The organism is Pseudomonas sp. Marseille-QA0332, from assembly GCF_054950175.1.
Genome location: NZ_CM143106.1, coordinates 1254558 through 1267671, shown reverse-complemented (window position 1 = coordinate 1267671; position 13114 = coordinate 1254558). Strand labels below are relative to the sequence as shown.

Genomic DNA, 13114 nt, shown 5'->3' with positions numbered 1-13114 from the left:
GTGCCGCCATCCAGCTGTCGCTGGCAGTTCGCCGCTTGCCGCGGGGAGCTGCTCATGAATCTGTCGGCACCCTTCATCCGCCGGCCAGTGGCGACCCTGTTGCTGAGCATCGCGATCATGCTGCTGGGCGGCGTCAGCTTTGGCCTGCTACCAGTGGCCCCGTTGCCGGCACTGGACTTCCCGGTCATCGTGGTCCAGGCCAACCTGCCTGGCGCGAGCCCCGAAGTCATGGCTTCGAGCGTGGCCACGCCGCTGGAGCGCAAGCTGGGCAGTATCGCCGGGGTCACTACCCTCACCAGCAGTTCGAACCAGGGCTCGACCCGGGTCATCATCGGGTTCGAGCAGGGACGCGACGTCAATGCCGCCGCGCGCGAGGTGCAAGCCGCGATCAACGCCGCGCGCAACCTGTTGCCCAGCGGCATGCGCAGCATGCCCACCTACAAGAAGATCGACCCTTCCCAGGCGCCGATCATGGTGTTGTCGCTGACTTCGACGATCTTGCAGAAAGGCCAGCTCTACGACCTGGCCGACACCATCCTGTCCCAGAGCCTGGCTCAGGTTTCGGGGGTAGGGGAGGTGCAGATCGGTGGCAGCTCGTTGCCAGCGGTACGCATCGCCGTGGAGCCACAGCTGCTCAACCAGTACGGCCTGGCGCTGGATGAGGTTCGGGCGGCCGTGGCCAACGCCAACCAGCGCCGACCGATGGGCTTCGTCGAGGATGCCGAGCGCAACTGGCAGGTACGCGCCAACGACCAGCTGGAAAAGGCCGCAGACTACGAGCCGCTGGTGATTCGCCAGGAGAACGGCGCGATCCTGCGCCTGAGCGACGTGGCCAGGATCACCGACGGCGTGGAGAACCGCTACAACAGTGGCTTCTTCAATGACCAGGACGCCGTGCTGCTGGTGATCAACCGCCAGACCGGAGCCAACATCATCGAGACGGTCAGGCAGATCAAGGAACAGCTGCCGGCCTTGCAGTCGCTGCTGCCGGCCAGCGTCAAGCTGGACATCGCCATGGACCGTTCGCCGGTGATCCAGGCGACCTTGGCCGAAGCCGAGCATACCTTGCTCATCGCGGTCGGCCTGGTGATCCTGGTGGTCTACCTGTTCCTCGGCAACCTGCGCGCCTCGCTGATTCCCAGCCTGGCGGTGCCGGTCTCGCTGGTCGGCACGTTCGCGGTGATGTACCTGTGCGGCTTCTCGCTCAACAACCTGTCGCTGATGGCACTGATCCTGGCCACCGGCCTTGTGGTCGACGATGCCATCGTGGTGCTGGAAAACATTTCGCGGCACATCGAGAACGGCCAGTCGCCCTTGCGCGCCGCCTTCCTGGGTGCCCAGGAAGTGGGCTTCACCCTGCTGTCGATGAACGTGTCGCTGGTGGCCGTGTTCGTCTCGATCCTGTTCATGGGCGGCATCGTGCGCGGTCTGTTCATGGAATTCTCGGTCACGCTGGCCGCGGCCATACTCGTTTCCCTGTTGGTCTCGCTGACCCTGACGCCGATGCTCTGCGCACGCTGGCTGACGCCGCAGCAGCAAACCCGCGAACAGAACCGTCTGCAGCGCTGGAGCGAGCACCTGCACCAGCGCATGATTGCCGGCTACGATCGCAGCCTCGGCTGGGCCCTGCGGCATCGCCGGCTGACGCTGCTCAGCCTGCTGGCGACCATCGTGCTCAATGTCGTGCTCTATGTGGTCGTGCCCAAGACCTTGATGCCGCAGCAGGACACCGGCCAGCTGATAGGCTTCATCCGCGGCGATGACGGACTGTCGTTCACCGTGATGCAGCCGAAGATGGAGATCTATCGCCGGGCCTTGCTCGCCGATCCCGCGGTCCAGAGCGTCGCTGGCTTCATTGGCGGCAACAGCGGCACCAACAACGCCATGGTGCTGGTGCGTCTCAAACCGATCAAGCAGCGCGAGGATTCAGCGCAACAGGTCATCGAACGGCTGCGCAGGGACCTGCCCAAGGTTCCGGGTGGGCGGTTGTTCCTGATGGCCGACCAGGACCTTCAGCTCGGGGGCGGAGGTCGTGACCAGAGTACCTCGCAGTACCTCTACACCTTGCAGAGCGGCGACCTGGCGGCCCTGCGCGAATGGTATCCGAAGGTCACCGCGGCGCTGCGCGCACTGCCGGAGCTGACGGCCATCGACGCCAACGATGGCAGCGGCACGCAGCAGGTCACCCTGGTGATCGACCGCGACCAGGCCAAGCGCCTGGGGATCGACATGCAGATGGTGACCACGGTGCTTAACAACGCCTACAGCCAACGGCAGATCTCGACCATCTACGACAGCCTCAACCAGTACCAGGTGGTCCTGGAGATCAATCCCAGGTACGCCTGGGACCCGAGCACGCTGGAACAGGTGCAGGTGATCACCAGCGACGGCGCGCGGGTGCCGCTGTCGGCGTTCGCTCACTATGAGAACAGCCTGGCCAACGACCGGGTCAGCCATGAAGGGCAGTTCGCTTCCGAAGACATCGCCTTCGATGTCGCCGAGGGCTACAGCCCCGACCAGGCCCTGGCCGCCGTGGAGCGCGCCGTGGCCCGGGTCGGCCTGCCCGAGGCGGTGATCGCCAAGCTCGGCGGCACCGCCGATGCCTTCGCCAAGACCCAGCAGGGCCAACCCCTGATGATCCTCGGCGCGCTGGTGCTGGTCTACCTGGTACTGGGCATTCTCTACGAAAGCTACATCCATCCGCTGACCATCCTGTCGACCTTGCCCTCGGCCGGGGTCGGCGCCTTGCTGGCGCTGTACGTCACTGGCGGGCAGTTCAGCCTGATCTCCATGCTCGGCCTGTTCCTGCTGATCGGGGTGGTCAAGAAGAACGCCATCCTGATGATCGACCTGGCCCTGCAGCTCGAGCGCAACCAGGGCCTGGCACCCGAGGAATCGATTCGCCAGGCCTGCCTGCTGCGCTTGCGACCGATCCTGATGACCACCCTGGCCGCGATCCTCGGTGCGCTGCCGTTGCTGCTGAGCACCGCCGAGGGCGCGGAAATGCGCCAGCCGCTGGGCCTGACCATCATCGGTGGCCTGGTGTTCAGCCAGGTCCTGACCTTGTATACGACGCCGGTGGTCTATTTGTACTTCGATCGCCTGCGTCACCGTTTCAACCGCTGGCGTGGCGTGCGCACCGACGCAGCCCTGGAAAATCCGCTATGACCTTTGCCCAGACCTCAATTCACCAAGCCCTGCGCCATCTCGCCGCAAAGCGTGGCTCGCGCCTGCTTGGCACCGGCCTGTGCCTGGTGCTGCTCAGTGCCTGCACCCTCAGCCCGGACTACCACCGCCCCGAGCTGACCAGCTCGGCACAGTTCAAGCAGGCCGAGGGCTGGACCCAGGCCAAACCGTCGGATGCCATGGCCCGTGGCGCCTGGTGGGAGCTGTACGGTGATGCGCAGCTCAACGCGCTGATCGAGGAACTCAACCGCGGCAACCAGACCATCGCCCAGTACGAGGCGCAGTATCGCCAGGCCCAGGCGCTGGTACGCAGCAGCAGGGGGGCGTTGTTCCCCAGCCTCGACCTGAGCGTGGCCAAGACCCGTTCCGCCCAGGGCGCCGGCAGCAGCAGCTCGAGCCTGAGCAACAACAGCAGTGGCATTCGCAACACGTACAATGCCCAGCTGGGGGTCAACTGGGAGCTCGATCTGTGGGGCAAGCTGCGCGATACCCTGGCCTCCAGCGAGGCCAGCGCCGAGGCCAGCATCGCCGACCTGGCGGCGATCCGTCTGAGCCTGCAGTCGGAGCTGGCCCAGAACTACCTGCAACTGCGCGTCATCGATGCGCAGAAGCGCTTGCTCGAAGCCACCGTGGCCGCCTACCAGCGCTCCTTGAGGATGACCGAGAACCAGTACCGCGCCGGAGTGTCCGGGCCAGATGCGGTGGCCCAGGCACGTACCCAGCTCAAGAGCACCGAGGCGGATCTGATCGACCTGGCCTGGCAAAGGGCGCAGTTCGAGAATGCCATCGCCGTGCTGCTGGGCAGGGCGCCAGCCGACTTCGCCCTGGCCGCCCGCGACGACATCCCGAGCCTGCCGGCGATTCCCCTGGCATTGCCTTCGCAGCTGCTTGAACGCCGGCCGGACATCGCTTCGGCCGAACGTCAGGTCATGGCCGCCAACGCCAACATCGGCGTAGCCCGCGCCGCCTATTTCCCAGACCTGACCCTGAGCATGAGCGGCGGCTACAGCAGTAGCAGCTTCAGTGACTGGATCAGCCTGCCGAACCGTTTCTGGTCGGTCGGGCCACAACTGGCCATGACCTTGTTCGACGGCGGACGGCGCAGCGCCGAGGTCGACCGGACGGTAGCGGTCTACGACCAGACCGTGGCCCAATATCGCCAGACGGTGCTCGACAGCTTCCGGGAGGTGGAAAACTACCTGGCGCAGCTGAAGGTCTATGGCGAGGAGGCCGTGGTCCGCGACGAAGCGCTCGCCGCCGCGCGTGAATCCTTGCGCCTGACCGAGAACCAGTACAAGGCCGGCCTGATCGGTTACCTGGACGTGGTCAACGTGCAGGCCACTGCCTTGAGCAACGAGCGCAGCACCTTGAATCTGCTCGAAGGCCGACTGGTCGCCAGCGTGCAACTGATCGCCGCGCTAGGTGGGGGCTGGGAAGCCCGGGCGGCGTTTGCCCAGGCGCAGGAAGAGAGCGAGTAGGCTGGCGCGGCAGAGCGGCATCATCCACGGAACGGGAACCGGCTCCTGGCAGTGGCCCCTGCGAGCTGGTCGGGAAGAGCGTGGAGCTGTCCATCGACGACTTCCCCTGATCGAAGCCACGGCCGTGTGCTTCAACCTGCATTGCGCAACGTGCGAGAAGGCACGAACGCCTCCATTTCGGCCTCGACGGCCTCTATGATCCGCTCGACCTCGGCGGCCGACATGATCGCGGTGCAGGGTATGCCCGCGATGGCCAGCAGTGTTTCGCCACTGGCACGATCGAAGACGCGTGCCACCATGCTGCGCGGGGCATCCATCGTGGCTTCGAAGCCAAGCGGATGGAAATGCCAGCGCATCACCTGGCAGGCGTTGGGGAACGTCATCTTGTTCATGCCAGCCTCCTTGTCCATGATCCTGAACGCGGTGATCGTACGGCCGTTCCTCGGCCGGGTGGGAATGGTAACGATAGCATCACCGTTGGCAGTTTCTCCTGCTGAACATGACAGTTATGCCACCGTACGAGGCAGTCGCCAGGTAGCCGATCGCTGTCGAAACTGGCTCATGCCTGATACAGGTGTCTAGCACGGGCCTGTCGGGGACTCCGACGATAAACGTGTTGCTCCCGTGGGGCGTCATTTTTCCGACCAACGGTTTTCTGTCGCATTGACTGCTGCCGCTGTGCCATCGATCGAACCGGCCCATGCAATGGAGTACCATCTACAGTCAGCTGCGCCTGTCCCACGCGCATGCCCGTCCCAGGCTACCCATAGGACCCTGTTTTGCCCGTGCTTCCAAGCAACCCTCTCTTGCAATACCTGGCCCGGCTGGCACCCTCCAGCCAGCTGACCATGCGTTACATCCTGCAGGATGCCGCCGACCGCCTAGGTTTCGAAGACTGCGACATCCATGACGTGCCTTGGCACGACCTTCAGCCGGGGCAGGTGATCGGCCTGGTCGCCGCGCTACGCACCGACGGCTTCGCGCCCAACACCTCGTCGCTGTATGTGAACGCGATTCGTGGTGTCATGAACGAAGCCTGGCGCCTGGAGCTGATCAGCCACGAACACTTGCTGCGCATCCGCGAGGTCAAACCAGCCGGTGGCAGCCGCTTGCCGCCGGGACGTAACCTGCGCCGCAGCCTGATCCGCGAACTGATGGACGTCTGCGCCGCCGACCCGCGTCCCCAGGGCATCAGGGACGCAGCGATCATCGCCTTGCTGTACGGCACCGGCATGCGCAAGTCGGAGTCGGTCAATATCGACATCAGCCAGGTCGATTTTCAGGAACGCAGCGTGCAGGTGCTCGGCAAGGGCAACCGGCAACTGCTCAAGTACGCGCCCCCATGGGTGTTCGAAAAGCTCGACGCGTGGCTCGAGTATCGGCGGCAGAACCTGCCCGAGGGGGTTGCGGACGATCCGTTCCTGTTCAACCGCATCCGTCGCGGCAACCACATCACTCGCGCGCGCATCACCAAGCATGCGATCTACTACATCGCGCGCCAGCGCGGTGCGCAGGTCGGCGTGAAGATCATGCCGCACGATTTTCGCCGCGCGTTCATCACCCGGGTCATCGAGGAACACGACTTGTCGATCGCCCAGAAGCTGGCGCATCACGCCAACATCCAGACCACCGCCGGCTACGACCGTCGCGACGACAACGAGCGCCGGCGCGCGGTGGATCGGTTCGATTACTGAAGCCCGTGACCTTGCATTGGCTGCCTGGGCCAGCCCGAGTTCAGCGGTGCCGGCTGGCGCGACGACCTGGGCGACTCACGATTGGGGCGCACCGAACATCGCGGTCCAGTAGATCCCGGCGTCGCTCTTGGGGTCCACCGCGTAGGCAGCGCCCAGTTCCTTGAACCCGGGGTTCATCAATGTCGCGCAGTGTCCGGGGCTGGCCAGCCAGCCGTCCACCACTTTCCTTGGCGTATCGCGGCCGGCGGCGATGTTCTCGCCAAGCTGCTGGTACAGGTAGCCTGCCAGTTCCGCACGGTCGCCTGGGGTCCGGCCGTCGCGGTCGATATGGTCGAAGTAGTTGTGATTGGCCATCGAACGGGTATGGCTGGCAGCGACGGATGCCAGGGTGGTGCTCCAGTGCAGCGGCCCGGTCTCGCCGAATGGCTGGCCGCCGCACTGACGGGGCAGGGCGCGCGCGGCGTTGATCTCCTGCAGCAGCTTCTGTCCTTCGACCTGCCAGTCTCCCAGCCGCCCGCTGAGCAGCGGCCTGGCCAGCACGATGCGCCAGTCGCGACCCTCCTGGCTGACCCCGATGTCGACGAATTGCGGATCGAGCACTACCTGGCAGAAGCTTTCCTCGATCACGCCCATGGCCGCTTGCGCATTGCGTGGGCCGGAAAGGCTGATCGCCTGGACATTGACCATCGGGTACGCCGCGCGCGTCATGGCCTGCTGCAGGTCGCGGGTCCCCTCTGGCGAGAGCGCCAGTCGCGTGTCGCTGTTGAGCGGTGGCAGCTCGAGCGACGCTTCGCCGCCGCAGCGCTGAGCCTGGCTGCGATAGCTGTTGATCGACTCGATCAGCTGCGCTTCCTCGCCGGTGGCTGCCTGGACCGCAGCTGAGCCCAGTACCAGTGCCGAGCCGACAAGGCACGCAACGGATGACAGGACGCGCATGAATAATCTCCCTATGACTGGCAGCGGCCTCGAACTGCGCTGACCATCCTACACACAAGCGCTCGACGTTTGGCCCAGACGGCGCGTACAGGCCAAACGGGCAAAAGGAGCATATGGACAAGCGGTCAGCCAAAAAGTGCGGGACGCGAACGGCACGAGCTGCAAGCCGCTAGCCACAAGCGGCAAGCTCCAGGCCCACGAGCTGAACGTGCTGGCTGAACCCACCACGATCTGCTTGCAGCTTGCAGCTTGCAGCTTGCAGCTTGCAGCTTGCCGCTTCACGCCTGGCGGGGACGCCCGTAGGCCTGACTGATGCGATCGATGACCATGGCCAGGGCGACGATGGCCAGGCCAGCCTCCAGGCCGCGTCCCACATCGAGCGTCTGGATACCGGCCAGCACATCCTCGCCAAGACCGCGTGCGCCGATCATCGAAGCCACCACCACCATCGACAGCGCCATCATCACCGACTGGTTGAGGCCGGCCATGATGCTCGGCAAGGCCAGCGGCAGGGCGATGCGCCGCAGCGCTTGCCAGCGGCCGGCGCCCAGGCCGCGCGCGGCGCGCAGCAGCGAGGGGTCGATCTGGCTCAACCCCAGCTCGGTCAGCCGCACCAGCGGCGGCAGGGCATAGACTAGGGTGGCGAACACCGCCGGAACCTTGCCCAGGCCGAACAGCATCAGTACCGGGATCAGATAGACGAATGCCGGCAGGGTCTGCATCACGTCCAGCACCGGTAGCAGGAGACGGCGGGCCAGCGGTCGGCTGGCCAGCAGGATGCCCAGGGGCACGCCGAACAACAGGCACAGGCTGGTGCTGATCAGCACCAGCGCCAGGGTCTGCAACAGCTGGTCCCAGAGTCCGAGCATGCCGATCAGCAGCACCAGCGCCATCATGGCCAGGGTCTTGGAAAGCTGGCGAGTCGCGTGCCAGGCCAGCAGGCCAACCGCAGCCAGCAGCAGCCACCAAGGTGTGAGGCGAAGCAGGTTCTCCAGGCCGACCAACAGCTGCAACAGCTGGTCGGAAACGGCGCGCAATGCATCGCCGTAATGCACCACCAGCCAGTCGACGAAGGCGTTGACCTGCGCCGCGAATGAAAACTGCAAGGTTTCGGGAAAGCCGCCGCTCATCGTGCGGCCTCTACCTTGGCAGCGACCTGATCAGGCAACCACGCCTTCCACACCTCGGGGTGCTGGCGCAGGAAATGTCGCGCGGCTTCGCTGGCCGGTTGACGTTTCTCGCTCATCTGGGCAAGGGCCTGGTTCATCAACTCGATGGGAATATCGACCTTTTCGAAAAAAGCCACCAGCTCGGGGTACTGCCGATGGAATGGCGCGGAAACACCGATCGACAGCTTGGCTGGCAAAGAGCGGCTGCCACGCGGGTTGGGGTTGTTCGGGTCGCTCAGGCTCGCCCAGGCCGTGGCATCGAAGGGAGGCTCCTCGAGCTGCACCAGGTCGAGCCGACCCATCAGCGGGGTCGGGCTCCAGTAATAGAACAGCACCGGTTGGCCACGCCGCACGGCCGAGGTGATCTCGGCGTCCAGGGCCGCGCCGGTGCCACTGCGGAAGTTGCTGTACAGGCCGTCCAGGCCATAGGCCTTGAGCTTCTGGCTGTTGACGATTTCCGACGTCCAGCCGCTGGGGCTGTTGAGAAAACGCCCCTTGCCAGGCGACTCCGGGTCGCGAAACACGTGTGCGTAGCGTTTGAGGTCTTCGACGCTGCGCAGGTCCGGTGCCATCGGCTCGATGTTGCGAGTCGGGTCGCCCTTTGTCACGTAAGCCGGCACCCACCAGCCTTCCTTGGCCTCCCTGACCGTGTCGCCCAAGGCGAATACCTGCCCGGCCTGCTCGGCCTTGACCCAGGCAGGGCTGCGCCCAGCCCACTCTTCGGCGATCACTTGCAGGTCATTGCGCGCCAATGCCACTTCCATGCTTACCGTGCTGCCGGGAAGCGTGTCGGTGGGATAGCCGTAGCCGTTCTCGACGATATGACGCAGCAACTCGGTGGTGAAAGCGCCACTTTCCCAGGTAAGGCTGCCGAACAGGATCGGTTTCTGCGCGTCGGCGGCAGTCGCCACCCCAGGCGCCAATCCCATCAGCAGCAACAGACTGGCCAGAAACCAGGACTTGGTCTTCATCGCACGCCTCGCAGGTTGCGGGAACATGTTGGCACAGTGTAGCGGCAACTCGCGCAGCTCAAACGGCAAACGGCAAGCTTCAAGCCGACCAAGGTATCTGAAGGGCTCGGTCAGCTTGTAGCTTGCCGCTGGCGGCCGGCATGTCAGGGAGCAGGGTTAGGCTGCTGGACATGGATGCCCTCGAGCGCGGCCAGCAGTTCGTCATCCATTTGCAGCTCGACGCTGGCCAGGTTGGCGCGCAGTTGCTCGAGGGTGGTCGCGCCGATGATGTTGCTGGTCACGAATGGCCGGCTGGTCACGAACGCCAGGGCCATCTGCGCCGGATCCAGGCCACGTTCGCGGGCCAATGCCACGTACTGGCGTGCCGCGCGCTCGGCCTGCGGGTTGGTGTAGCGCTGGAAGCGCTCGAACAGGGTCAGGCGACCCTTGGCCGGCCGGGCACCGTCCAGGTACTTGCCACTGAGCACGCCGAAGGCCAGCGGCGAATAGGCCAGCAGGCCGATATCCTCACGCACGGCAATCTCGGCAAGGCCGACCTCGAAGCTGCGATTGAGCAGGTTGTACGGGTTCTGGATCGACACCGCCCGTGGCCAGCCACGGCTTTGCGCCAGCTCCAGGAAGCGCATGGTGCCCCACGGCGTCTCGTTGGACAGGCCGATATGCCGGATCTTGCCTGCCCTGACCAGTTCGTCCAGCACTTCCAGGGTGTCTTCGATGGCGACGAACTGATCGTCTGGATCGTGGGTGAACCCCAGCTGGCCGAAGAAGTTGGTCTTGCGGTCCGGCCAGTGCAGTTGGTACAGGTCCAGGTAGTCGGTGTGCAGGCGTTCGAGGCTGGCGTCCAGCGCCTTCACGATATTGGTCCGATCCAGGCGTGGATTGCCATCACGGATGTGCGCCATCCGGCCCGGGCCGGCTACCTTGCTGGCCAGGACCCAGTCGCCACGGTCGCCGAACCTGCGCAGGTATTCACCGATGATGCGCTCGGTACTGCCATAGGTGTCACCGTTGGGAGGGACCGGGTACATCTCGGCGGTATCGAGGAAATTGACGCCGGCATCCTTGGCCAGGCGAATCTGTTCGAAGGCTTCGTCCTGGGTGTTCTGTTCGCCCCAGGTCATGGTGCCGAGGGCGATGACGCTGACCGAGAGATCGGTGCGTCCGAGGGTACGTCTTTGCATGCGAGGGTCTCCGAGACAGAGGTTCTTCAAGCCAGGCGGCCGTGCTGGCAGCCACTGGCGGTGGTATCGCCTGATCCTTGTGATCTCAGGCACATGCTGACCGGCATCGGGAGGGCTGACAAGGCTCTGGCACGGTCAGCCCGTTTCGGCAGGTTATCACCTCAGGCCGCCACGTGGCCTGAGGGCTCGGCGGGTTTGAAAAGGGATTCCTGTGCGAGCCGTGCCAGCGCGGGAGAGCGGTGGTCGCCTGGCCGCTCCTACGCGGGCCGGCAAATACCTACCGAGGGCGCGAGGCTCGGCTCACCAACCTGTGGCAGCGGCCCTGTCTCTACACCATTTGGCCTTTTCCAGCCGCAGCAGCCGTTGGGCCTCCACGCCGAATCGGCGAATGTCCGAGCCAGCGCCAGCCTTCCTCAGCATGTACTACGACGTCAAGCTGGCGGTGAAGGCCGGCGCCGAGGTGATCGTGCTCGACGGCATGCAGGGCGGTACGGCCGTGACCCAGGAAGTGTCCAGCGTCTTCCAGCTGACCTTCGCCATCATCACGCCAGCGCTGATCGTCGGTGGGTTGGCTGCTTCAGGCGCCTTGGCGGGGCTGGTGGGCATCACCCCGGCGTGTGCCTATGTCTCGCCCCTGGGAGCCCTGGCCTGCCTGCTGGCGGTGACCCGGCTCAAGCGGGCGCTGGGGTACGACGACAGCCTCGATGTGTTCGGCTTGCATGGGGTCGGGGGGATGGTCGGGGCACTGCTTACCGGGCCATTCGCTTCGCCGTCGCTGGGCGGCTATGTGGACGGCGTCGATCCGTTGGCACAGGCCTGGATCCAGTTGCAGGGGGTCGCGTTCACCTTCGTCTATTGCCTGCTGGTCAGCGGCGCGATTCTCGGCTTGATCAAGCTGTCGATCGGCTTGCGCACCAGCGTGGAAAACGAACAGCAGGGCCTGGATCTGGCAGAGCACGACGAGCGAGCGTACAACAGCTGAGCCGCTGGCGCAGCCAGGCGCATGCCCAATATGGCGCCCAGGTCCGCGAGCGGCGGGCCTGGGCGCGATCGCTGCCGCTAGCGCACCTGTGGCGCCAGCGTGCCGGCGCGGCTGGCCCGCAGCGCCACCAGGCTGCCGACCACGATCAGCGCAGCCAGCGAATACAGCGCCGCATCGGTCGAGCCAGTCTGGTCCTTGATGAAGCCGACCAGGTAAGGGCTGAGAAAGCCAGCCATCTGCCCCACCGAGTTGATGATGGCCAGCCCGGCCACCGCTGCGCTGGCGCTGAGCAGGGCAGTGGGCATCGGCCAGAACATCGGCAGGCCGGTCAGCGCGCCCATGGTCGCGATCGACAGGCCGAGAATGGCGATCGCCGGCGTCTGGGCAAAGTTGACGGCGATCAGCAGGCCGATGGCGCCCATCAGCATCGGCACCACCAGGTGCCAGCGGCGTTCGTTGCGCAGGTCCGCCGAGCGGCCGACCAGGATCATGAACACGCCGGCCAGCAGGTAGGGAATCGCGCTGAGCCAGCCGATCAGCAGGGCACTGTCGAAGCCCATGTTCTTGATGATCGATGGCAGCCAGAAGTTGATCGCATAGACCCCGCTCTGAATGCAGAAGTAGACGAAGCCGAACGTCCAGACCAGTGGATTGGTCAGCACGGCGGTCACGTTGTCACCGGTGGTCGACGGCTTGCGCGCGGCATCGGCCTGCAGGTCCGCCTCGATCAGCTGGCGCTGGGCCGGGGTCAACCAGCGCGCGCTCTGGTAGCCATCGCTGAGCAGGACGATGGCCAGCACTCCCAGCGCCACGGTCGGCAGGCCCTGGATCAGGAACATCCATTGCCAGCCGGCCAGGCCGTGCTGACCTGCGGCGAAGTGCTCGAGAATCCAGCCGGAGAACGGGCCACCGAGCAGGCCGGACACCGGAATCGCCGACATGAACAGGGCCATGATGCGTCCGCGACGATCCGCCGGAAACCAGCGCGAAAGGTACAGCACCACGCCGGGGAAGAAACCGGCCTCGGCGGCGCCGGTCAACAGGCGCAGCGCGTAGAACTCGGTGGGCGTGGTGACGAACAGCAGGCAGGTCGAGAGGCTGCCCCAGACGATCATCATCAGCGCGATCCAGCGCCGTGGCCCGAAGCGATTGAGCGCCAGGTTGCTCGGCAGGCCGCAAAGCACATAGCCGATGAAGAAGATTCCGGCGCCGAGGCCATAGACCGTCTCGCTGAACTTCAGCGCATCGAGCATCTGCAGCTTGGCGAAGCCGACATTGACCCGATCGAGGTAGTTGAACAGATAGCAGATGAAAATGAACGGAATCAGCCGCACGGTGATGCGCCGGTAGAGCGCGTCGCGGGTGAGGTCTTTGCCTTGGTGGCCGGCAGGGCTGTGTGCCATGATGGACTCTCTGTTGTTATGGAATTGCCGCGGCGCCTGTGGAGGCTCGCCCTGACGAGTCTCTGGCAGTGGCTCGCGGCTGTCTTTGTGCTTTTGCACAGCAATCGGCGCGGC

The 13114-nt window shown here is 65.1% G+C and carries 9 protein-coding genes and 1 pseudogene; 4 read left to right on the top strand and 6 right to left on the bottom strand.

The window, feature by feature from the left end:
- Window positions 1-54: 54 nt before the first annotated feature.
- Together ACY8GK_RS05985 and ACY8GK_RS05980 are read left to right on the top strand one after the other, a co-directional pair.
- Window positions 55-3168 carry an efflux RND transporter permease subunit gene (locus ACY8GK_RS05985; RefSeq protein ID WP_462402580.1) on the top strand — a complete coding sequence of 1038 codons (3114 nt, stop codon included), beginning with the start codon at window positions 55-57 and terminating at the stop codon, window positions 3166-3168.
- Window positions 3165-4664 (top strand): efflux transporter outer membrane subunit, encoded by a 1500-nt coding sequence (locus tag ACY8GK_RS05980; protein WP_196178605.1) that lies wholly within the window; start codon window positions 3165-3167, stop codon window positions 4662-4664. The genes ACY8GK_RS05985 and ACY8GK_RS05980 overlap by 4 nt, the downstream gene beginning before the upstream one ends.
- Before the next feature lie 131 nt (window positions 4665-4795).
- On the opposite strand, the gene ACY8GK_RS05975 is transcribed toward ACY8GK_RS05980, so the two are convergent.
- A complete protein-coding gene (locus tag ACY8GK_RS05975; RefSeq protein ID WP_196178607.1) occupies window positions 4796-5056 on the bottom strand; it encodes a DUF1652 domain-containing protein in 261 nt (86 codons plus the stop codon).
- A gap of 387 nt (window positions 5057-5443) precedes the next feature.
- Between ACY8GK_RS05975 and ACY8GK_RS05970 the strand changes: the two genes are divergently transcribed.
- Entirely contained in the window at window positions 5444-6358 is a 915-nt protein-coding gene (locus ACY8GK_RS05970) for a site-specific integrase (protein WP_196178609.1), read from the top strand.
- Window positions 6359-6433: 75 nt separating this feature from the next.
- On the opposite strand, the gene ACY8GK_RS05965 is transcribed toward ACY8GK_RS05970, so the two are convergent.
- The 4 genes from ACY8GK_RS05965 to ACY8GK_RS05950 form a co-directional block, all read right to left on the bottom strand.
- Window positions 6434-7294, bottom strand: coding sequence for a CAP domain-containing protein (locus ACY8GK_RS05965; protein ID WP_462402579.1), 861 nt, complete (start codon window positions 7292-7294; stop codon window positions 6434-6436).
- A gap of 278 nt (window positions 7295-7572) precedes the next feature.
- Window positions 7573-8424, bottom strand: coding sequence for an ABC transporter permease (locus ACY8GK_RS05960; protein WP_196178613.1), 852 nt, complete (start codon window positions 8422-8424; stop codon window positions 7573-7575).
- Window positions 8421-9434, bottom strand: a complete 1014-nt coding sequence (locus ACY8GK_RS05955; RefSeq protein WP_462402578.1) for an ABC transporter substrate-binding protein — start codon at window positions 9432-9434, stop codon at window positions 8421-8423. The genes ACY8GK_RS05960 and ACY8GK_RS05955 overlap by 4 nt, the downstream gene beginning before the upstream one ends.
- A gap of 143 nt (window positions 9435-9577) precedes the next feature.
- On the bottom strand, window positions 9578-10615 hold the full coding sequence (locus ACY8GK_RS05950; RefSeq protein ID WP_196178617.1) for an NADP(H)-dependent aldo-keto reductase: 1038 nt from the start codon (window positions 10613-10615) through the stop codon (window positions 9578-9580).
- 574 nt (window positions 10616-11189) lie between these two features.
- On the opposite strand from ACY8GK_RS05950, the pseudogene ACY8GK_RS05945 reads away from it, so the two are divergent.
- A pseudogene (locus tag ACY8GK_RS05945) lies at window positions 11190-11597 on the top strand (ammonium transporter); the annotation flags it as partial.
- A 77-nt stretch (window positions 11598-11674) separates the two neighbouring features.
- On the opposite strand, the gene ACY8GK_RS05940 reads toward ACY8GK_RS05945, so the two are convergent.
- A complete protein-coding gene (locus ACY8GK_RS05940) occupies window positions 11675-13000 on the bottom strand; it encodes an MFS transporter (RefSeq protein WP_196178632.1) in 1326 nt (441 codons plus the stop codon).
- Window positions 13001-13114 lie beyond the last annotated feature (114 nt).